We start from the raw sequence: 23,626 nt of genomic DNA, 5'->3' as shown, positions 1-23,626 counted from the left end.
ACTTTTAAAAAGGGTCTGTTTTCTTACAAATTAGGGTAAATTAGGTTGTGGCGTGGTTCTCAGGTAAGGCTTGATTTCCTTATGGCCTTTGGGAAATCTGGAGGGTATTTCTTCGTTCGTAATGGCAGGAGCTATTACCACGTCTTCCCCGTGTTTCCAGTTTGCGGGAGTTGCCACGGAATAATTTGCAGTTAACTGTAAAGAATCAATCACCCTCAGCAGTTCGTCAAAATTTCTGCCTGTACTTGCGGGATAAGTAATGATCAACTTGATTTTCTTATCACTTCCTATCACAAACACCGACCGCACGGTGGCATTTTCGCTGGCATTGGGATGAATCATATCATAAAGTTCGGAAACCTTTCTGTCATGATCAGCGATGATCGGAAAATTTACAGTAGTATGCTGGGTTTCATTGATATCATTCACCCAGCCCTTATGGCTTTCCAGGCCGTCTACACTCAAAGCAATCATCTTGACATTTCTTTTGTCAAATTCCTCCTTGAGTTTTGCCGCCGTTCCCAGCTCGGTGGTGCAAACCGGCGTATAGTCTGCCGGGTGGGAAAAAAGTATTCCCCAGCTGTCTCCTAAATATTCATACAAATTAATTTTACCTGCTGTGGAGTCAGCCGTAAAATCCGGTGCGGAGTCTCCTAATCTTAATGACATAGTTTTGGTTTTTTTTGGTTATTGAAGTAATCGATAGGTTTTGTAGGGAAACCAAATTAGGGTCAAAAAAGTTTACTTTTAGACAAAAAACAGTTCCTGCCAAAAGCATGCACAACGGGCTTGTAGTCGAAATGGTGAGAGGATCGAATATTATGGACTAAGTTTCAAACCCTTGGGCAAGGGCGTCGAATATTTTTTTGTTCGGTTTTGCTTTATAGATGAAAGCCTCTATATTTGCATCACCTTTTGAAAAAGAGAGTCCTTTTGAGTAAAATGGTCCGTTCGTCTAGGGGTTAGGACGCATCCCTTTCACGGATGAAACACGGGTTCGATTCCCGTACGGACTACAATTTAGGATTTCTTGTGCCCCGGTCCGTTCGTCTAGGGGTTAGGACGCATCCCTTTCACGGATGAAACACGGGTTCGATTCCCGTACGGACTACAACAAATGATGTTTGTCATCTTTTGATATATTCATAAGTATGATGAATTTTTGTTTGTGGTTGTTAGTGGTTAAAGTGAATAAAAAAGCCCGGTCTGTTGGCCGGGTTTTTTTGTTAGGTGACTATTTATGTGATCACCTGAATACTTTATCTTTTAATGATCAGTTTCATCCGTTTAAATACACCTTGATCCGTGACTAAACTGACCATATAAACTCCGGGACTTAAGCGATGGGTTGGAATGAGATACGCTGAAGTTTTGTTTTCTCTTGTATTGAATTGAAGCAGGAGTTTGCCGGTCATATCATGAAACATGACATTCTGAATAAAAACATCTGCATCTATTTGGAGCATTATCTCATTATTGGCGGGATTAGGAAACAATTGCACTTTAGGGTCCTCCGACGTGGCATTATGCGCCATGACCGCCTCATCATCCCCGTGCACAACAACCCGCAGGTTTTCGCTATCCGCAATATGGCTTTTCTGCCTTATAATTGCTATCCCTGAAATAGAAGCATTGTTGGCCGAAGCCACCATGTTGATATTAAGCACCTCGTCTTCCACATCAATATTTTCGAAGATGAGTTCTGTAGGCTGATTGTTGCTTTCCACAAACAGATCAAAGCCGGCTTTCTTCAATTCATTCTCAATAAAGATATCAAATACCCTTTGGCCTTCGGTTTCAGCAGGACCTGTTTTCCCAAAATAAAATTCATTGTGGTAAGTCTTCACGGTATATAATCCATTGGGTACAGGAACATTGTATTGCAATTGAGAGTCAAACCTATGTGACTGATACAATGGAATAGAACTGGCACTTGTCATTGTTCTCGTAAAGCCCGAACTAAAATAGGCATCACTACCAAATGTGTTGCCATCAAAAATTACATTCGCAGAAGTTCCGTTATTTATGTATAAAGAGAAATTCGGAATAACATCATAAACTTCAATCACCATACTTGTTTTATCCGTGTGGCCTTTTTCATCTGTAACCATTAAACTAACAGGAAATATTCCAGGTGATTGGAAAACATGCACCGGCATAACTTCGTTTGAGGTATTTCCATCCTGAAAATCCCATAAATATGTAAGCTGCCCATCTCCAGTAGAAAGGCTACCGTCAAATTCAACTTTTAAGGGTACTTCTCCCTCAGAAACCGAGGCCAGTGGTAAAGCACTTGGCAAAACCATGTCGGAATCTATGGAAATTATTGCTATTCCTGAAATAGAAGCCGAATTAGCACTGGCAATCATATCAATATTTAAGACTCCATCGGTCACATCTACATTATTAAAAGTAAGTACAATGGGTTGATTGCCGCTTTCTAAGAAAATATCAAAATTTTCTTTAACCTTTTGGTTTTCAATAACAATATCAAAAACCCTTCGGCCAGGTTCAGCAGAAGGTCCAGTTTTTCCGAAATAAAACTCATTATGATAAGTTTTTACCACATAGCTTCCGTTAGGTATCGGTATGCTAAACATAAGTTGAGGGTCAAACCTGTGTGATTGATATAAAGGCATGGAACTTACCTCAGTAGAAGTCCTGTAATTACTGGAACTATAATAACTATTGAAATTAACATCTCCAGTGAACAATTCGTCTTTAAAAAGAACTGATGCAGAAGAACCTGTATTAAGGTATAAACTGAAATCTGGATTTTCTTCCCTTGCCCTTATTTCTACTGTTTCTGAATCTACATTTCCGATCTCATCCTCTACTGTCAACCTAACAATATATTGACCTGCCCCAAAAATGTGAGAAGGGTCGGCTTCTTGGGAACTGGAGCCATCATCAAAATCCCAGTTGTATCTTAGGGTTCCAGTTCCTGTAGAATTACTTCCTTGAAAATTCACTGTCAATGGGGCTATTCCATCCTGGACTGAGGCATTCAATACTGCAACAGGGAATTCCCTATCCATAGATATAATTGATATCCCTGAAACTGATGCATTATTGGCACTCGCAAACATATCGATATCCAGATTTCCATCAGTAACTGTTACGTTGTAAAAAGTCAGGGCAAATGGTTCATTTCCTCCTTCAACATACAAATCGAAGTTTTCTTTGACCAATTGTCCTTCAAGGAATATATCAAATACTCTTTGGCCTGCAGCTGCCGATGGTCCAGTTACCCCAAAATAAAATTCATTATGATGTGTTCGGACTCTATAATCCCCGTTCGGTACTGGGATTCTATAACTTAAATTTTCCGCAAACCTATGCGACTGATATAGCGGTATATCGCTGATCCCTGTTGCCGTTCTGTTGTTGGAAGTATTAAAATAGATAGGCACACTTGACTCACCTAGATAAGAGTACCCCTCGTAACTTACAGAGGCATTGGCACCAGTATTCAGAAACAAAGAAAATGCAGGAACATTCATTTCATCCGATACATTAATTCTTAAAGTATTCCTGTCAGTTCTGCCTTGTCCATCTTCTACAGTTAAACTCACATCATATATACCGGGAGTTGTAAAGACATGGGATGGATTTATTTCACTGGAAAAGTTTCCATCCTTAAAATCCCATAGGTAAGTTAATTGACCCCTGCCTATAGAACCGCTTCCATCGAATTCCACAGCCAAAGGAGCATTCCCTGAAGTAACCGATGACGCAATGGATGCGATAACATGCGAACCGATTTGACCCTCATTAATAATCGCAAGACCTGATATCGATGCATTATTGGCACTCGCTATCATATCAATGTTTAAAAAGCCATCAGAAACAATTACATTTTCAAATACCAATTCTATTGGTTGATTATTGTTCTCTACATATAGATCAAAATCAGGTTTGACCAAATTCCCTTCAATTCTTATATCAAATACCCTTTGCCCCGCATGTGCTTGCGGGCCATTCACTCCAAAATAAAGCTCATGATGATATGTTTTGACCGTGTACACCCCATTTGAAACGGGCACACTGTATTTCAAATTTGCGTCGAATCTGTGTGTTTGAAAAAGCGGTATATTACTGGCATCAAGTGATGTGCTAAAATTACTTGAACTGAAATAGGTACCGAAACTACGGTCACCTAAAAACTCTTCTCCTTGATAAGAGGCGTCGTTTAAGGTTCCTGAATTTAAAAATATTGTAGTTTCCTCATATTCCCCATCTCCTATTAAAGTTATGTCTTCTTGGGACGAATCTCCATATTTTATTTCAAGAACAGCGGAAGCATTCAGCTTCTCACCTATATAATCAAGTATAATTTCATGACTGCTTCCCGTTTTAAGGAGGCTATTCTCTAAAACGCCTGATTTGATTTCAAAGTCTTCGGCATCTTCCCCAACAATATTCATTGATTTAATAAATATGCCCTGATTTCCACCTTCAATATTTATTTTCAGTTTAGAAAACACCCCTGATTTGATCTGTATTGTTCCCTCCGCCTCAAGCGTACTGGCTACACTGGGAGATCCCACAGGATTATCAAACCCAAAATATTCCATGTTTTTTTGGTTTCCGCCTCCCCTATTGGGTGATCCGGCCAACACGTATAATCCTCCCCCGGAAACGATTCCCTGGGTACCGTGTCTTCCGAAATTCATATCATCCAAGTGCTCCCATGTCTGGGTAATTGGATCGTACATCTCAGTGATGGCATATGCTTCTGACAATCCAGCCACTTCACCACCTGCAACAATCAATTTATCCAAGTAATTATTTACCGAGGCTCCGGCCCTTGGTGTGGGAATATTCTGGTCAGATGGCAGTGTAGACCAGCTTTTGGTACTGAAATTATACACATCTACCTCAGGGATTACAGGTGCAAAGGTACCTCCCGTTCCACCGGACAACCTGCCAGAAGCAACGTACATCCTGTTTCCTATGATACTGGCAAAAAAGTGATCCCTAGGTCTGGGAGAGTCTTCCAGGACTTTCCATTCACCGGTATGAGGGTTATATTCATCAAAATAATTTACATAGCCCCCATTATGACCCATTTTGTTGCCATTTACGATATAAAATTTATCATTGAAAACCACCAGGCCAGTTGACCCCCTTCGTCTTTCTTCAGGTATTTCCGGTCCCTGTATCCATTCTTCTTTAGCCGGATCAAAAATCCATATATGATCAGCCGGCTCCTCATCTGGGAAATTGTTGGTTTTGAAAGCCCCAATCACCCAAATCAGCCCCTGGTACTCTACTGCCTGAAAATGATTGAAAGATAAAGGATTAATATTGCTCAATGATTTCCAGGTATCGTTGGTATAATCATAAATATTTATAGTTCTTGAACTTTCTCTCCCCCCCAACAGGTAAAATTTATTTCCGGCCTGTACAAATGCATTCTCATGACGGGCTGAGTAGCTTTCGTCCTCATTTTTGACCTTCCATGTCTGGTTTCTCAATCCGGGACTGATGATCCAAGTAAAATAAAAAGAAACAGCATCAGAACTGATCGGATCGTCATCATCCACAGTGATGGTCACCTGATAAGGGCTGTTGGCCAGAGCCTCATCATCAATTTTTCCATATAAGGTTCCGCTGGCTGGATCTATATGCAGGCCAGGCGGGAGTCCCTCCGCAAAATAATTTAGATTCCCATCACCACCTGATGCTTCCACAAAGAGTCCTCCATCCAATTCAGTACCGGCAAAATCTATCTGATCAGTAAGTGGTTTAATTGCAATGGGAGTCTGAATAGGTTTACCTATAATTTCAATTCCATTTATCAATGGATTTTGTATGTTTCTGATAAAGCTGATATTAAGTTCCCCATCACTAACATTGATTGGGTACTGTTGCATCGCTCCCACCCTATGCCCATACCTTGCCACAAGATCTATATTTGAATCAACTACCTGACTTTCGATGGATACGTCAAAAACTCTCTGAACCAGGGACGATGTACCCTCGAAGCCGTTGCCCATGTACAGGTTCACTAAATAATCACCATCAGGAAGGGGGATGCTGAATTCCATAATGTCCTGGTTGTTGTACCTCTCCCTTCCAAATATCGCGATATACATTTCATCTGAAATATAGGAGGGAATTGAAGAGTGTCTGTTCTTAGGGTCAAAAGGATGACCAGAATTCAATCCAGAATTAACCCTGTATTGATCAGATGAAAAAGCCCCGGTTATATCGTTTGCAAGCCAGTCAGGATTCCCCATCGAATCAGTAAGGTTAACACCACCAGCATTGATCCTCATTAATATTTCTATGTCTTGTTCCACTGACACGTTGAAGGTCTGCTCAACATACAAACCGTTTTGATCGGTTGCCCTGATAGTGATGTCAGTGCTGATGGCATCATCAGGAAAGCTTAAAGAGAGCATATTTTCATTTATGACCGCGCCTACTTTTGTATCGGTATTTTCCTTAACGGAATAGGAAAGATTATTCACCCCTCCATTATCATTGAAATAATTATTTAAATTAATTTCATAATCCGGATCCCCCATCAATCTGTTCACATCTCTCAAGTTCCTAACAATATAAGGCTGGTCACCTTCTACCCTGAAGTAGTTCCATACCCCAATAAATGATTTTTCCCAATCATTTGAAGTACCATATATGCCAATAGCAAGTGGTACCTCCAACTGTTGTATCGCTTCTTTTATTTTTCCTTGAGCATCCATCATACCTATAGAAACCCTTGGGGCATCGCCAAACTTATAAAAGGGCTCAACCGTTCCCTCCACAGGATTTATATCGAAGGACAGTTGCACCAAAGTATTTGAGCCTGGCCTGGCCTGTTCTGATATTCCCACCATCAAAGGGTCGGCATCCATTACATCATTGATTTCCTGCGCCGCCATCACATGGGTTGCTGTGAAAACCAATTTTATGAAATTGCTTTGGGTGCCATCCCCGATCTGGATTCCTACCTCTCCGTTCCCCTCAAAATCATAAAGCTGGCCTGGTGAAGACAGACCTATCAGGCCGGAGGAAATTGTATAAGATCCTGTAACCGTACCTACATTCACCCCAAATTGAAAGCCTTTTTCCTGATCGTTAGAGGAACCGTTGGCCGTTCCTCCTGTCATGGAAACCTGGATGGCTCCGGCCGTTCCGCCGTATATATCCGCTGGCCCCGGGCTTTCTTCCCCTTTATCCAGCCAATTCAGCCAATTGGGATTTGGGGCACCGTTGTTCATGAGACCTGTAAGCCCCAAGCCCCGGTAACCGCTTTCCCGGCCGCGGTTGTCCATTTGATTGGTGAATAATTCATTATCAATGGGCAAATCCCTTGGATCTCCCAACTGGAATGGATCATCCTCATCCAAAATACCATCACCATCATCATCGAGATCGTTTAAATCAGAAACAAAATCTTTATCGTAATCATTAGGAACAGATGCCCCCGAGCAATAATCCGTACCATTGTCAATTTCATCCTGATTGGTATATCCATCAAAATCATAATCTGCATCCGGATCAAAATCCGGATCATCCGGAGAAATACAGATGACATGGTCAGCGGGTGTAAGGATCATGATCCGGTTATCAAATGTAGCCACCCATATGGTACCAGGAAAAATATCCTCATCCCCATTGCAGGCAATACCCAAAGCATTTCCACCGTTCAAATTCCATTTGTTATATTCGATGTTCTCCAAGGAACCATCATTTTTTAAATTAATAAGATGCATTTCACCACCATTCTTGCCGGCGATCAAAGAACCTTTCAGTGCTCCGCCAAAATTGGAGGCTTTGTATTCATCAATCCCGTTGGTGTTGTTAGGAAAGGGGGTGACAATATCAGGCTGAGGCCCATTTGAGTTAGATAAAGAAGGGGCTATGAAATCAGCCTCTGCCGGATTGGCTAAAGAGGAAGGCACAGGTGGCCAATTCGCTGGTAGGCTGTTTGCTGCATATTCTTCAAACCCCGGCTGCCCAGGTGCCACCGGACTCCATATTTCTGTCCGGAATTTATCAGAAGGAGGAAAAACCGGGTCGATATTAGTCCAATTATTGTCATCTCCGATAAATTTGGTATATAAACCAGCTCCACCCGGATTAAAAGGAAAAGATGCGCCAGCTTCATAAGGCACGCCTGGATTTGCCCGTATAGGCGTGGGGTGACCTGCATAAAAACTACCAAATTGATATTGGTTCAGGTCGGCAGTGATCAGCAGCAAATGGTCCCGGTTATCAACATATTCTCCTGACGGACTCGGATTTAAAGGGCTACCCCCTGGCTCGCTCTCATTATAGCTGTTATTTACAAGATTTGGATTTCCTTCAAAGTCAGGAAGCCCACCCCAGTTGATATTGGCTCCATTGTCCGTCGCATACACCATACCCTTTTCAGTTACCACGAGGTCATATGCATTTCTGAATCCGGCAGAAAATATCTGAACAGGTCCACCTTCCACAATCATTCCCATATTCAGGCCATCATTGCCCCCGAAAGGATCATTTTCATCTATACCATCGTAATCAGGATGATGGGGATCATAGATGCCGTTGAGGTTGGCTCGGGTGGGATCGTCCAATGTCGGAATATCATATTTGAACTTCCGGCCTGATATCGGATCTTCTTTGGTGGACAGAGCCCCCAAAGCCCCAAGATCGATACTCAGAATGGCCGCGGACAAAGCATATTCTGAGATAAAAGCAAAATTTTTCGAAGGAGACCCCGCATTCGTCAGCCCCCCACTTGCAACCAGAAGATATGGTGAACCATTAATATAGGTATGCTCAAGACCGTTGGTAGAATGGTTTTCCTCGGACCTCGGCAGTCCCCTTACCAAATCCACAACCTCCCATTCAGAACCCGTCCATTTAAGACGGGTAATTACTCCTGAGTTGGTATCCAGTGCTTTATCCCCACTGGGACCACCCCACTTAGGGTCGCTGGAACCAACATAAATTTCCGGATGGGAAGGTGTACCTGCTACCGCTATACCTGTGATCTGGCGGTTGCCCCTATTATCATATGCAGCATTACCATTATCGTCACGATTTGGAATGGATTTTACGCCCAAAATGGTCTCTACTCCTGTTACCTCATATTTATTTGGAATGGTGTTTATTATGGTGTACACCTTAATCTCACCGTTCAACTGTGCCGCATATAACCGCTCATCGGGGCCAAATTTTAAAGAAGTACCTTGTGAAAGCGGTGGAAAATCTCCGAAATCAAGCGAAGACTGATCGAAACTAATATTCTGCGCATGTACACTTTCGACAACTGGTACACCTATCCATAGAAGAAAACAAAGAAATATTTTCTCTGAAAAATGATTTAATAAAGATTCCACAACTATTTAGTAAAATTTTAGATAATAATTCTTTGAATTATGACGGATTCACGCTAAACATTTATACTGCTTAAAATTACCGTTTTTCCGGAAGAATACAATATTTTAAATTCATTTTTTATATATTTAAATTCATTTTTTTGTATTTTTTAAATCGTATTATGGATATAATCGAAGCCAAAATCAAATAGGTTTAATTATTTTTGAATGGAAAGACCATGTTTTGTACAAAAAAGTCTTTAAAATACTTTCTTTGAAAGCAATTAAAGCCTGTTCAACAGGCTACATCCGGTCAAATTGTGCAGTTTATTTAAACCTGATTCAACTAACCATTTTATCATTGCTCAAACCAGAACTTATCCCCACACACGCTTGTTAAATGAAAATACTTTGGAAAACGGATTAAACCAACTGAACTTTTAATGAAGAAAAAGAACCCCTACTTTCTACTGGTCCTGATATTAGGTGCTCTCAGTACCATCAGTCCATTTTCGATAGACATGTACCTCCCCGCTTTTCCAGCCATTGCCAAAAGCCTGGATACGGATATTTCGAAAGTGCAGCTTTCCCTGACAAGCTACTTAATCGGGATTGCATTCGGACAGTTATTTTACGGTCCCTTATTGGACAAATACGGAAGGAAAAAACCGTTATATGCCGGGCTGTTCCTTTACATAGCGGCCTCCGTGGGATGTGCCTTTACCAATTCGGTGGAATCTCTCATTGCCATGAGGTTTTTACAGGCCATCGGCGGTTGTGCCGGAATGGTGGCCGCCCAGGCTTTGGTAAGGGATATTTTCCCGGTAAATAAGATAGCGCAGGCGTTTGCCCTGCTGACTTTGGTGATCGCCGTTTCGCCTATGATAGCCCCTACCCTAGGGGGATATATCACGGCGCATTTCGATTGGCATTGGATGTTTATTTTGCTGGCAGTCATTACTGCGCTCATTTTGTTAGCAATAAAATGGACGCTGCCTACAGGAGCGGAACCCGACCGGAAGATCTCTCTTCGGCCCGCCAAAGTAGCCCGAAAGTACCTCGAAGTAATGAAAAACAAGCAGTTTCTCACTTATATACTGGTGGGCGGTATAGCCGGGGCAGCCCCTTTTGCCTATATCGCCGGATCTTCTGACGTCTTTATCAATATTTACGGGCTTACTGAAACCCAGTACGGCTGGCTGTTTGCATTTTTGGCCGTGGCCATGATAGGTTCTACCCAAATGAACCACCTGCTGTTGGTCAAATACAGCAGTCAAAAAATCATCCGTGTGGCTTTGAGCTACCAGATGCTGGTAGGATTGGTTATCATTGGCGGTGTATGGTTTGACGTGTTCAATGTTTGGGCATTGATCGGAAGCATGTTTATATTCCTTACAGGTCACGGATTGAGCGTTCCCAATGCAGCGGCCTTATCCTTGGCTCCATTTGATCAAAATGCAGGCAGTGCCTCCGCCATGATGGGATTTATGAGAATGGCCTTGGGGGGTATTGTCTCAGCGCTGGTAAGTTTCTTCCACAACGGCACCGCCATACCCATGGTGGTTCTGATGGCGGCCTGTATTCTGGGAGGTGGCCTGGTACTGTTGGTTTATCACAATAAAATAAAATTTCACCTGCCCAAATCAAAAAAGAAACAAACCTGCGTAGCTCATTAAAATACTACCTCTAGCAGAATTAATGTAAGAAACAAGGTTATGCCAACCCATTCTCTGGCAAATCAGTCCATCCCGCAGGCGGAGTATACTGTAAAGCACCAAATATTTCTTTAACTTTGCGGTTCAATTTGAAAAACAGAATTTAAATCCATGATTTCAGTAGATAACTTATCCCTAAAATTCGGTAAAAGAACGCTTTTTGAAGATGTAAACCTTAAGTTCACTCCAGGCAACTGCTATGGCGTCATCGGTGCCAACGGGGCAGGGAAATCCACCTTTCTAAAAATACTCACCGGTGAAATTGACAGTACCACGGGCCAGGTCAACATTACGCCGGGCCAGCGGATGGCGGTGTTGTCACAGGACCACTTTGCCTTTGAGGAAGAAGAGGTACTCAAAACCGTGGTCATGGGACATAAGAAACTGTTCAAAATCATGGCGGAAAAAGACGCCATTTACATGAAAGCTGATTTTTCCGAGGAAGACGGTAACCGGGCCGCTGAACTGGAGGCCGAGTTTGCTGAAATGGATGGCTGGAACGCGGAAAGTGATGCCGCAGCCCTCCTCTCCGGCTTGGGCATCAAAGAAGATCTGCACTACAAAACCATGAAAGAGCTGGCGGGCAACCAAAAGGTACGGGTGCTGCTGGCCCAGGCTCTGTTCGGAAACCCCGATATCCTCATTCTGGATGAACCTACCAACGACCTGGACGCTGAAACCATCAATTGGCTGGAGGAGTTTTTGATCAATTTCAAAAACCTGGTCATCGTGGTTTCCCACGACAGACACTTCCTGGATACAGTGGCCACTCATATTGTGGACATAGACTTTGGTAAAATCAATATTTACAGCGGAAACTATTCCTTCTGGTATGAATCCTCCCAGCTGGCAGCCAAACAGAAATCGGATCAAAACAAAAAGGCCGAAGAAAAACGAAAAGAGCTTCAGGCTTTTATCGACCGGTTTTCTGCCAACGTCGCCAAATCCAGACAGGCTACTGCAAGAAAAAAGATGCTGGAGAAATTGAACGTCGACGAAATCCAACCTTCAACCAGGAAATATCCCGGTATCATTTTTAAACCGGAAAGAGAGGCGGGCGACCAAATCCTCATCACGGATCAGCTTGGATTAAAGGAGAATGGCACGACTTACTTTACAGATGTCAACCTTATGGTGGACAAAGGGGACAAAATCGCCTTCCTTTCAAGGACAAAGCAGGCCGTTACCAAATTTTTTCAAACGATCATGGAAGAAACGCCTGTCCAGTCCGGCCACCTGAAGTGGGGAGTGACCATCAACAAGGCCTATCTTCCCAACGACAATTCAGAATATTTCGATACGGATCTGAAGTTGATTGACTGGCTCAGCCAATACTCTGACAATCAGGAAGAGGCTTATGTGCGCACCTTTCTTGGCAGGATGTTGTTTACCGGGGAAGAATCCCTGAAAAAGGCCTCCGTGCTATCAGGAGGGGAAAAAGTCAGGTGTATGATTTCCAGGATGATGCTTCAGAATCCCAATCTTTTGGTGTTGGATGAACCCACCAATCACCTGGATCTGGAATCCATCCATGCATTGAACAATGCCATCATCGATTTCACCGGCACGGTACTCCTTTCATCTTATGATCATACTTTTGTCCAATCAGTGGCCAACCGGATCATAGAATTCACGCCTTCAGGAACGATCGACAGAAGAATGCGTTACGAAGATTATCTTGAGGACCCTGCTATCAAAGAACAACGGGACCGAATGTATGCAAAGGCCTAATTTCCCTAAAATTGCTGGTTGTTGCCATCATTTTCTACTTGATTTTAACCATGGCCGTGGGGGTCTGGTCATCCCGGTGGATAAAAAATGCCAAAGATTTTGTCCTTGCAGGAAGGCAGCTCCCCTTATTTCTCAGCGCCTCCGCTTTATTCGCTACCTGGTTTGGGTCTGAAACGATTTTCGGAGCATCTTCGGAATACCTTGAACATGGGCTTATAGGGGTAATCGAAGATCCTTTTGGCGGTGCCTTATGTCTGCTCTTGTTTGGTATTTTCTATCTGAAGCCCATTTACAGAATGAACTTGCTGACCCTGGGAGATGTCTACGAGAAAATATTTGGAGCCAAAGTCGGGCTGAACGCCTCCATCTTCATGGTGCCCGCCTATTTTGGTTATGTCGCTGCGCAGTTGGTGGCATTGGGACTGGTGTTGGGCGCAGTTTCAGGAATAAGCCTGGAAACCGGGATCATCATCAGCAGCTTTATTGTCCTTTTTTACACCTTCATGGGCGGCATGTGGGCCATTTCCATCACTGACTTTGTTCAGACGATCGTCATTGTGGTCGGACTGATTTGGGTGGCCGTGATGGTAAGTAATGAAGCCGGAGGATTGATGAATATTGTAAATGCTGCCCCTGAAGGAAGTTTCACTTTTTTCCCTGCCTTCGAACCCAAGGCGTGGCTTCATTATGTAGGTGCATGGGCCATTTTAGGACTTGGGAGTATTCCCAGTCAGGATATTTACCAAAGGGTGATGTCTGCTAAAAACGAAAAAGTAGCCAGGACATCATTGTTTTTGGCCGCTGGCTTTTATCTTTCTTTCGGCCTTTTTCCATTGTTCATTGCCTTAGGGGCAAAAATCCTGTATCCCGAACTTTACCTGGAAAACCCACAAATGCTTCTGCCGGAAATGGTACTTCAGCACGGCGGGCTGGCCATACAGATCATCTTTTTCGGGGCATTGCTTTCTGCCATCATGAGCACCACCAGTTCAGGGCTGTTGGCCCCGGCTGCTATCATTACAGAAAACATCATCAAGCCGGTATTTAAAGATCGTCTGGGAGAAAAGCATATGTTGTGGGCGCTTCGGTTGAATGTGGTCCTTGTAGCAATTATTGCCTCACTCTTTGCTTTTTGGAAAGCAAACATCTATGAACTGGTAGCAGAAGCCTCCATGTTGTTATTGGTTTCCCTATTTGTACCTTTGACGGCGGGGTTATATTGGAACAAAGCATCCAGAACCGGAGCGCTGTGGTCCATCTGGTGGGGCATGGCTGCCTACCTCCTGCTTGGTTTTTATGATCTCCATATTCCTGTCCACTTGGCAGCTTTAACGGTAAGTGCTGTAGGAATGGTCATCGGCTCCACCATGTATCCAACTTTACAAAATCATGACAAATTATCCTGAAATTTCACTCAAAAAAGGTAAAGAAATATCTGTTTTCCGACAGCATCATTGGATTTTCTCCGGCGCGGTGGCTAAAAAGGAAAACGGGATCGCTGAAGGTGACCTGATCCGTCTGGTTGATCATAAAGGCGAGTTTCTGGCGGTAGGCTACTATGCCGAAAGCTCCATCGCCATAAGGATACTCTCATTCGAAGAAAGACCGATTGATCTTGACTTTTGGTATGAACACATTGCCCATGCGCTATCCTTAAGAAAAATTTTGGGCCTTACAGCAAATCCCGATACGAATATATATAGACTTCTACATGGAGAAGGGGACTTGCTCCCGGGACTGATCATTGATTATTATAACGGCACGGCGGTGATTCAGGCACACCATATAGGCATTTGTCATCACATCCATGTCATCGCTGACGCATTGAAAAAGGCATACGGCCCAGATTTAAAAGCAGTTTATGACAAAAGCATTTCGACCATCCCCTCAAATGGGGATCCTGACAACCCATTAATATACGGAAAGCCGCAGTCGGCCATCGTGAGCGAACATGGTCACCGGTTTGAAATCGACTGGATCAAAGGCCAAAAAACCGGCTTTTTTATTGATCAAAGGGAAAACCGAAAGCTGCTTGCAAAATACGCTCAGGATAAAAAGGTGCTGAATACCTTTGCCTATTCGGGAGGTTTTTCGGTCTATGCGTTAAAAGGAGGTGCCAAGCAGGTTTATTCCGTAGACATTTCCGCTCAGGCCATAGAGTGGTGCAGAAAAAACATCGCGGCAAACGGCTTTGATCCCTCAAATCACCCTTGTATCGAGGCCGATGTGATGAGCTATCTCCGTGAAATAGGTCCCGGCTTTGACCTGATTGTACTTGATCCCCCCGCGTTTGCCAAAAATATCCGGTCCAGGCACAAAGCTGTCCAAGCCTATAAGCGGCTCAATGCTACCGCCATCAAACACATTGCTCCCGGAGGCATTATTTTTACTTTCTCCTGTTCACAGGTTATATCAAGGGACCTGTTCGAAGCCACCATCACCGCCGCGTCACTGGAAGCGGGCAGGCCCATCAAAATATTGCACTACCTGACCCAGCCGGCAGATCATCCTGTAAATGTATTCCATCAGGAAACGGCCTACCTGAAAGGATTGGTCCTGTACGTATCCTGAATTCACCAAGATAAAAAGGGAAATTCACCCCAATAAATTCAAAGAACCCAATCAATCGGCGATTGGGTTCTTTAAATGAAAAATCAATGTTGTCAGCCTGCATTTACCCCTGTGGTTCCGCCTCCCTTCAGCGTAAGTTCCACAGGTTGGTTTTCCTTCCATGCCCCTGCTGTAAAATCAGGCACGTCTATGGAATTGGATCGGTTGGCCACCGACCACTCACTTAAAGGTGTAATTGCACTCCAGAGCGCCGCATCATACACATCCTGGTCCAACGGAAGCCCGTTACGCAGACAGTCTATCAGCCTCCAGTCCATCATAAAGTCCATTCCCCCGTGGCCCCCTATCTGCTTGGCCATCTCTCCAACCTTTTTTACGATCTCGGGGGTGTACTGCTCCTCAAGCGCTTTTACTTCCTCATCTTTCATCCAGCCATGCCCGGTTGAAATGCCTTCCTGCGGCCATTTTTGTGCCATCCCTTTGCTGCCGCTTATGAGGTGTATCCTGGAATAGGGTCTGGGCGAAGTCACATCATGTTGGATCATAATGGACCTTCCTTTTTTGGTCCTGACCATGGTGGTGTTCATATTGCCCCGGTAATTTTTGACGGCATAAGAGGAAAAAAATCCGTCTTCTTCCGCCAGCTTTTCTGCGTATGACTTCATGTGAAAATCATTGCTGGAAAGGGAAGTCAGGTAATCCATCTGATCTCCCCTATTGATGTTCATGACCTGGCATATGGGACCTAATCCGTGTGTTGGATACAGGTTTCCATTTCTGAAATTTTCCTGAAGCCGCCACATTTCCTGGTAGCCATCACCTTTCTTGAAATTTAAATCCAACAGATCGTGGATATAAGCCCCTTCCCCGTGGATGATCTCACCAAAAAAGCCATTCCTGGCCATGTTCAACGTCATCAACTCAAAAAAATCGTAGCAGCAGTTTTCCAGCTGCATGCAGTGCTTTTTGGTGCGTTCGGAAGTTTCTACCAGTTGCCAGCACTCCTCCAAAGTAACCGCCGCCGGTACTTCGCTGGCCGCATGTTTTCCCGCTTCCATCGCATATACTGCCATTGGCGTATGCCATTGCCAGGGAGTGGCTATATAAATAAGGTCCAAATCATCGCGGTCGCAGAGTTTCTTCCAAGCATAGGCCGATCCGCTGTATGTCGCAGGCTTATGGTGCGTATCTTCCAGCTTTTTCATCACTTTGTCCACCATCTCCGGACGCAGGTCACAGAGGGCCTTTATTTCTACCCCTTCGATTTTACTTAACCGGTTTACAGCCCCGGGTCCACGCATGCCCAGACCAATCACGCCCACCCTCACGGTCCCGATTTTCGGGGCAGCATATCCGGACATATTAAAACGCTGAACATGGTCCCGCTTACTTTGATGCCACACCTGATCCAGTTGTTCAGCACTCAAACTGCCGAATCCGGACCCCACCAAGCCTATTCCGGCTAACCCGGAGAGCTTCAAAAACTCCCTCCTATTGTTGCTCATAATTTTTGTATATTAAATGATCGGTTGAATTTAGTATTTCAGTTTCCAATTCATAGTACTTTTTACACAAGTATCCATTATATTTTGAAGAAGATCTTCTTTTTATAGAGAAAATAGCACAGGTACCACATTATCGCCAAAGTAAGCAGGGCGTTCAATAAAGCCAATAAGGCTTCAGGAAGACCGGTAGGTTCCAAAAATCCGTAATTGAAAATTTTGACAAAGCCATACAGCCACCTGTTGCCAAGTACTTCGGCAAATAAATAAATAAATATGGGATTCATCCCCACGATGATAAATAACCATGTCCAGGATTTTATTCCTTTTATATCCACCAGCCAATAGAACAGAGCCAGTGTCAATATGGCCCATCCGCCGGAAGCAAACACAAAGGCGGTGGTGCTGATTCTCTTGATGATGGGTGTGATTCCGGCCATATCCAATCCATAGCCCACTGCCAGGCCGATCACGCCGGCGATGAGAAAAGCTTTTATTTTTTCGGCATTTGTTCTCTCCGAAAGCAGCAAATTACCGCACATAGCTCCCCAAAGCGTATGGGCGGCTGTGGGAATACAATTGATGGCCACCCAACCCCCGTTGTTGATTTTTCCCATAAGGATCATATCTACAAACGAGCCGAAATTTTCTCCTTTCACGAAGGGTGCGGAGGGATCATAGGTCCTATACAAAATCTCCGTGAGGACCAATAGTCCCAAGGAGACCGCCAACTGAACCTTAAATGGCTGACGGAGCATAAAATAGGTCAAAAGGATGGTAAAAGACAGTTGTGTCAAAACATTCCACAATTCAAAAACAAGTCTTTGGCTGTACACACAATGCAGCCCCGTGCCGAACAAGAACAGCAGCAAACACCGCTTCAGGACATGTCGCGTGACTTTGCTGCGGTCGCCCGAAACGGCCAGCCGCTTGTTGAGGGAAAAAGGCATGGCCACCCCCACGATAAACATGAAGAAGGGCTGAATGAGGTCCCAAAAACGGAGGCCGTTCCACGGATGGTGCGTGAATTGCCGGACCAACGGAAAAGCCCAGGAATCTTCCGGGACCATCCCCATAAGGGCGCGGTAGACCAGCGCAGCCTCTGCGATCAATAAAAACATGGTAATTCCCCTGTAGGCGTCCAGGGAAACCAACCTTCCTGAAGGAGTAGACGGTGTGAGCATATATGTTGATCAGGTTATTTTGGATGACGAAAAAACAGCCTACAGGCGTATCTAATCATCTGAACAACCAAATATAGGCTTTAGTATGGCTCTGACAAATAAATACTTCCTAAAAATATTGAAAATCCATGAGTGGTTTTAATAAAATATTTTAATTAATTTGATTGTTCAAAAAAGCCTTCATCATGAAACATGTGATACCGATTTATGTCCTGTTCTTATTTTTAGTCCTTTCCTGCGCCCAGTCAAAAGAGTCAAACCATGAAATTGAGCAAGAAGCAGTGGAAGATGATGTCAATGCATTGTTGCTGAGAGATTTTAAACCCACGTCACTGTATGCGAATAACCATACAGAAATAAAGAAAGCCAAATACCCGGTGATAGACCTTCACTCCCATGCCTATGCCCAAACACCGGAGCAGTTGGACGAATGGGTGAATACAATGGACAAGGTTGGCATTGACAAAACCGTAGTGATGACATACGAAACGGGAGCGAAATTCGATTCGCTCGTACAAGCCTATTCAAAATACGGGGACCGGTTTATCCTGTTCTGCGGTTTTGACTACACCGGATACGAACAGCCTGATTTTGGCCCTGCCGCGGTCAGAGAACTGGAAAGGTGTTTTGCGGCGGGAGCCAAAGGTGTGGGCGAGTTGGGTGACAAAGGCAAGGGCCTCTTTTATTCCAGGCCCACGAAGGCTTATGGCATGCATATCAATGATCCGCGAATGAAGCCTTTGATAGAAAAATGCGGTGAGCTCAACATCCCCATCAGCATCCATGTGGCGGAGCCGATCTGGATGTATCATCCCATGGATGCCACCAATGATGGCTTAATGAATGCTTTTAAATGGCGATTGGACAACCAGGAAGGGATTGTGGACCACAATGGAATGATCCGGATACTGGAAGAAGCGGTTTCACTAAACCCCGGGACTGTCTTTATAGCCTGTCATTATGCCAACTCATCTTATGACCTGCGAATTCTCGGCGATTTATTTGACAAGTATCCCAATCTTTATGCCGACAACAGCGCAAGGTATGCCGAAACCGCTACTATTCCCAGAACGGTAAACCGGTTCTATCAAAAATACGCTGACCGGTTGGTATACGGGACCGATATGGGCAGGAATGAGGAAATGTACAAAACCACCTTCAGAATCCTCGAAACCGAAGATGAGCATTTTTATGACAGGAACATTTCCAGCTATCATTGGGCCATGCATGGCTATGGATTGCCTGATGAGGTACTCGAAAAAGTCTATCGTACCAATGCGATGAAACTATTAAAGCTGCCAGACTGACCCCGTCAGCCTTTATGGAAATTTTTAATGAAGATCCTATAAAATCTCCCTCAGTAGGTCTGCCACTGCATCGGCCTGCTGCTGCATGCCGAGGTCGGACGGATGGGTGCCATCCACGGTGGCGTCCATCGTCAGGGCTATGTCCTCGTTTTCCAATAAATAAACTTCCTCCAAACCTTCCACCAGCAATTCCCTGTAAGCTTCCTTGCACCATTCGTTCAGTCTCATATAAGCCTGGGCCCGCTCTTGATTTGACTTACCGTCCGTGTATCCCGCATGTTCCACCAGCAATATGGGGGTAGATGGCCGCTTTTCCTTCAAATATTTTACAGACCGAATAAGTCGCTTCTTTACTTCCTCCTCTGTAAACTCCTCCCGGACCAAATTAGGCAGGCAATCCAATATATACACCTCGCTGTCGATCTCAGAGAGGTATTGGATTAGAGATTCTTCCAACTGGCCATTGCCTGAAAATCCCAGGTTGACGACCGGCTTGTCCAGCTTTCTTGAAAGGATCGAAGTCCAGGCCATCCCCGGCCTGGACGCGCAGGCTCCCTGTGCGATGGAAGTACCGTATACGGTAATCGGTTTTTCCTTTGGGCTGACAGGGATAAATTGAAAATCCCTGCCCTCTTCTACCGCTATCCGGAGGTCCTTAACGGAATTGTACAAGGGCAGGTACAGGTAGAATTCCCTGGAAGTCTGAACGTTGTCATTGAGCACGAAACTGTAGCTCACCGTGTCCCCGAAAGCATAGTTCCCCCTTACCCAGATCCAACTCCCTTTTCCATCCTTAGTGTAAAGGTCCAAGCCGCTGACTCCGGTAGCAGGCATATGGGGCATCTGCAACCTCCCCAGGGGTATATAGCTGGCATCGATTTTTTTGGCATTGGTGGTAAAACGGACCAACAGGCCGGTGGCATTTCTGGACAGGTTCCATACGGGTTCCCTTACCAAAGGCTGGGCTTCATCGGGCAGCCTTGCATAACCCAGATCTTGCCAGCCCTGTCCATGGATGACCTGGTTATTTTCCTTCAAAGGATCATACCATGTTATACTTTGCGCATCCAGGTTCATGCTCCATAAACCCAGCAGCATGATCAAAGCGATTTTATAGCCTTGTGCCGTTCCCATCATCATCGCATCCGATCCATTTTTGTTTTTACCGGTAGGGAAGCGAATGTCCTTAATGATGGTTTTGGTAATTTTGATTGGCATACGATTGGTTTTTTTAAAGGTTTTTAAGAAGCAGATTGAAAAATAATCTTTTTCGCATATAATTATGCTATTGCATTAAAAATATCATCCTGTTTTTTTCAAGTTCTGAAATCAAATGAAAGCATAAGGGAGAATTCGTGTCCGGTTCTACCTGCCACGGATCAGACATTTGTAGGACAATACGACTCTGGGGCAAGACCCTGGAACTGGAGCGGACAGCGGTCACCATCGGCCATGATCATCTCACTTGTAAAAGTACAAATATTTATTGTAATTTAACAATACTAACAAATGTACGGGACGTCATGGGAACATCTACGGGACACCGAGGTGTCGGGGACAGTTTGTCGCTTCCTGCTATAACGAACACATTCGTCACTTCGGGGAGGTACAGTTTGTTCCGGCCAACCGGGAACGAAGCAGTCTCTTAGCTTACGCTCACGTCAAGGGATCGCATCGGTGCGGGCAATGTCTCCGTCAATTAAACCGAATGGTTTCCGCTTCTCGCTATGATAGTTGCGTCACCGCGGGGCTCAACATTTAGAAAATGTACAAATCAGGATTTCCATCATATGTATTCAAATATTCCATGGCTTTGGCGGCCAGATATTTGTTTTCCGAAGCGCTCAATTCCGTCACAGCTTTCAACGTTTCCTCATCCCTGATGCCATTCTTTTTATAAATTTCCAGTATTTCCACCACCAGGGGAACTTCCATATCCAAAAGCTGGCCATTGAGGAGGCGCACGGTAGAAGCGAAAACGGTCCGTGTGTTTTTAAGCAACTGGATGAGCCAGTTCCTTCTTCCATAGTCGAACTTACTAAAATGGGCCATCAGTTCCCGTTGGAACATTTCATCTTCAAGATCTCTTGGGATCAGGGTATTGATGGCTTTTTCGGACAAACTGTAATCATCGGACCCGGCCAGTTCCCATATCAATCTTTTAATCTCCGGATACATCCATAACCGGCCCTTAACAAGTTCCAAGCCCCATATTTTGTCCCGATAGTTTCCGCTGTTGATAATGAGACCGATGAACTCTTCATTACTGGACGATTTTGTCCAATCCGCTATGAGTTCACGGGTTTCACCATAGATGATTTTATAAAGCTTATGGGTGGTATAAGCCGCCCCTTCAACCACGTATTCCAGAAGATCCTTTGAAGTTGCTCCGGATATCCCGTCAATTTCTTCTTTTGGAACTTCTGACGCCATCATGATTTCATTGTATCCGAAATTTCCCAACGGCAGATCGGGATCGGATAGCAATTCATTTAGCCTTATATATTCCTCTTCTGTAAAGGGATCATGATCGTGCTTGCTCAAATATTCTCCTTCGGGCAACTCAAATCCCAAATACCGGCCGGTAGGGTTCCAAAAGAGTTTGATATCCAAAAGGCGGCACTGGTTATCAAAGCAGACGCTGGTCCGGATGTTTCTGGCGTAATGTACCGGGAACCCCGATTCCGACAGGTACTGGTACAAAGTATCCACCGAGGCATCTTCCTCAAGATTGATCACCTTTTTGCTAAGGCCGGTAACCGCCAGGTTGATCGTTTTTTCATTCATGTATTTTATTTCTTCGTTGCCGGCATGAAATGCCTTCAGATGAAATAAAACCACACTGCAAAAAACGGCGATAGGATAAAAACATGTAAAACTCATTCCACACGATCTGTTTTTATTTGGAAACCAGAGCCTTTAAGCCCTGGGCACAAGACCCCCATGTTGTTCCAATAGTTTTCTGATATCTTCTACAGGCACCTCGGCAGGGGTTTTGCCCTGTTGGATGGCCAAGGCGGCGGCCGCGCCTGCTGCTTGCCCCATGCCCATACAGGAGGCCTGTACCCGCAAAGCGGAATTGGCCAAACGGTCACTGCTCAAACATCTTCCCGCTACTATGAAATTCCTGCTGTTTTTGGGGATCAGCGCCCTGAGAGGAACCGTGGCGACAACTCCTTCAGACAGGTGTTTCGGGGTGACGCCATGCTCAATGATGTGCAAATCAATGGGATAATAGGAATAAGATAAAGCATCATGAAAAACCTTTCCAGTGACATAATCTTCATGCGTGACTTGATACAGCCCATCTATACGATAGGTTTCCCTTACTCCTGTTTCCGTCCTCATGTCGATGATCCGGATATTTTCGCACCCAGGTAGGCGCTTTAGAAATTTCAGGTGTTTTAACAAGGAAGCCCTTCCCCTGATATTGGCGATGGTGTGCAACTCAGAGGTGGTAGAGTCAGCCTCCGCGATATGCTGGATATTATCGCCCTTGGTCCTCAAAAGGCCAATGATGTTTCCCCTGAACTCAGACCGTACCAGTTCTCCGCTTTGAACGGCCTTTTCATAGGCTTCCTTGATCAATTCCAGATCAAGTTGCTCCAAATCGTAGCCACCTATCGTAAACATCAATGTTCCCGGCTGGGTCTCCGCCTCCCTTAGCAGATCAAAACCTGCTATCGAGGCAGCATAGGCGTTTCCGGAGCAGTCGATAATTTGTTTGCACTTTATTTCTGCGTGGACCCCTTTCCCCATGGTTTCCACATACCAGTAACCATTTTTAGAGGTAATTTTCGTGGGAGACTCATAAAAACGGATATCGACCCCAGCCTCAATGCATTTTTGTTCGATGATGATCGCATACAGAGGCCCATTCAGTCTCACCTGATGCGTCCAATGTTGCCGGCCATGCGGAATGGAGAAGTTAGGCAAGGTATCCCCATTCAAAGCAACAGCTTCCTGAACCATTTCCCAGCCGATACCGCTGATGATTTGTTTCCCCCAGGCGAAAAAAATACCTGGAAAGGCTACCCCCGAAGTTGTCGTCGTTCCGCCCAGTTGGCTCTGGCACTCCAATAAAGTCACTTTATGGCCCGCCCTTCCAGCCTGGATAGCCGCTACCGCACCGGCAGTTCCCCCTCCGACAACCAATATATCTGTTTCAATTTTTCGTTTTTGAATTTTATAAGGTTCTTTTAATGTATCTCCTTTTGAAAGATGGGGGGCAGTCAGTCCCACTGATAGGGCCCCCATCCTGGCAATCATTTCTCTTCTTTTCATCTTTAATTGAAT

General features: G+C 44.6%; 12 protein-coding genes and 2 tRNA genes. 7 read left to right on the top strand and 7 right to left on the bottom strand.

Features of this window, described 5'->3' with window-relative positions; translation table 11 throughout:
• Positions 1-30 precede the first annotated feature (30 nt).
• The gene (locus ACFPFU_RS08365) at positions 31-669 is read right to left on the bottom strand and encodes a peroxiredoxin (RefSeq protein WP_377063417.1); all 639 of its coding nucleotides are present in this window, start codon (positions 667-669) and stop codon (positions 31-33) included.
• 275 nt (positions 670-944) lie between these two features.
• On the opposite strand from ACFPFU_RS08365, the gene ACFPFU_RS08360 reads away from it, so the two are divergent.
• Together ACFPFU_RS08360 and ACFPFU_RS08355 are read left to right on the top strand one after the other, a co-directional pair.
• Positions 945-1,016: transfer RNA gene (locus tag ACFPFU_RS08360), tRNA-Glu, on the top strand.
• A gap of 23 nt (positions 1,017-1,039) precedes the next feature.
• Positions 1,040-1,111 (top strand) — tRNA-Glu (locus tag ACFPFU_RS08355).
• 148 nt (positions 1,112-1,259) lie between these two features.
• Here the strand turns inward: ACFPFU_RS08355 and ACFPFU_RS08350 are convergent.
• Positions 1,260-9,341 carry a malectin domain-containing carbohydrate-binding protein gene (locus ACFPFU_RS08350; RefSeq protein WP_377063415.1) on the bottom strand — a complete coding sequence of 2,694 codons (8,082 nt, stop codon included), beginning with the start codon at positions 9,339-9,341 and terminating at the stop codon, positions 1,260-1,262.
• A gap of 422 nt (positions 9,342-9,763) precedes the next feature.
• Here ACFPFU_RS08350 and ACFPFU_RS08345 point away from each other — a divergent pair, with 422 nt between their 5' ends.
• The 4 genes from ACFPFU_RS08345 to ACFPFU_RS08330 all read left to right on the top strand — a co-directional run bounded on the left by ACFPFU_RS08345 (position 9,764) and on the right by ACFPFU_RS08330 (position 15,337).
• Positions 9,764-10,996 (top strand): Bcr/CflA family multidrug efflux MFS transporter, encoded by a 1,233-nt coding sequence (locus tag ACFPFU_RS08345; protein WP_377063413.1) that lies wholly within the window; start codon positions 9,764-9,766, stop codon positions 10,994-10,996.
• 150 nt (positions 10,997-11,146) lie between these two features.
• Positions 11,147-12,766 (top strand): ABC-F family ATP-binding cassette domain-containing protein, encoded by a 1,620-nt coding sequence (locus ACFPFU_RS08340; RefSeq protein ID WP_377063411.1) that lies wholly within the window; start codon positions 11,147-11,149, stop codon positions 12,764-12,766.
• A gap of 50 nt (positions 12,767-12,816) precedes the next feature.
• Positions 12,817-14,172 (top strand): high affinity choline transporter 1, encoded by a 1,356-nt coding sequence (locus tag ACFPFU_RS08335; RefSeq protein WP_377063409.1) that lies wholly within the window; start codon positions 12,817-12,819, stop codon positions 14,170-14,172.
• Positions 14,156-15,337, top strand: a complete 1,182-nt coding sequence (locus tag ACFPFU_RS08330; protein ID WP_377063407.1) for a class I SAM-dependent rRNA methyltransferase — start codon at positions 14,156-14,158, stop codon at positions 15,335-15,337. The genes ACFPFU_RS08335 and ACFPFU_RS08330 overlap by 17 nt, the downstream gene beginning before the upstream one ends.
• 92 nt (positions 15,338-15,429) lie before the next feature.
• Here ACFPFU_RS08330 and ACFPFU_RS08325 read toward each other — a convergent pair whose 3' ends face one another.
• Both ACFPFU_RS08325 and ACFPFU_RS08320 read right to left on the bottom strand, forming a co-directional pair.
• Positions 15,430-16,842: a Gfo/Idh/MocA family protein gene (locus ACFPFU_RS08325; protein ID WP_377063405.1), complete on the bottom strand. Its 1,413-nt coding sequence runs from the start codon at positions 16,840-16,842 to the stop codon at positions 15,430-15,432.
• 77 nt (positions 16,843-16,919) lie between these two features.
• Entirely contained in the window at positions 16,920-18,023 is a 1,104-nt protein-coding gene (locus tag ACFPFU_RS08320) for an acyltransferase family protein (protein ID WP_377063403.1), read from the bottom strand.
• Positions 18,024-18,208: 185 nt separating this feature from the next.
• On the opposite strand from ACFPFU_RS08320, the gene ACFPFU_RS08315 reads away from it, so the two are divergent.
• Positions 18,209-19,330, top strand: coding sequence for an amidohydrolase family protein (locus tag ACFPFU_RS08315; RefSeq protein WP_377063401.1), 1,122 nt, complete (start codon positions 18,209-18,211; stop codon positions 19,328-19,330).
• 36 nt (positions 19,331-19,366) lie between these two features.
• Here the strand turns inward: ACFPFU_RS08315 and ACFPFU_RS08310 are convergent, their stop codons facing one another.
• From ACFPFU_RS08310 to ACFPFU_RS08300, 3 genes are all read right to left on the bottom strand, one after another.
• Positions 19,367-20,548 carry an SGNH/GDSL hydrolase family protein gene (locus tag ACFPFU_RS08310; RefSeq protein ID WP_377063399.1) on the bottom strand — a complete coding sequence of 394 codons (1,182 nt, stop codon included), beginning with the start codon at positions 20,546-20,548 and terminating at the stop codon, positions 19,367-19,369.
• A gap of 540 nt (positions 20,549-21,088) precedes the next feature.
• A complete protein-coding gene (locus tag ACFPFU_RS08305; RefSeq protein ID WP_377063397.1) occupies positions 21,089-22,213 on the bottom strand; it encodes a hypothetical protein in 1,125 nt (374 codons plus the stop codon).
• A gap of 36 nt (positions 22,214-22,249) precedes the next feature.
• Entirely contained in the window at positions 22,250-23,614 is a 1,365-nt protein-coding gene (locus tag ACFPFU_RS08300; RefSeq protein ID WP_377063395.1) for an FAD-dependent oxidoreductase, read from the bottom strand.
• Positions 23,615-23,626: the final 12 nt, after the last annotated feature.

It is taken from the genome of Negadavirga shengliensis, from assembly GCF_042652345.1.
In the GTDB taxonomy this organism is placed as follows: domain Bacteria; phylum Bacteroidota; class Bacteroidia; order Cytophagales; family Cyclobacteriaceae; genus Negadavirga; species Negadavirga shengliensis.
Note: the sequence above shows the minus strand (reverse complement) of the source record. Positions and strands in the feature narration are given on the sequence as shown.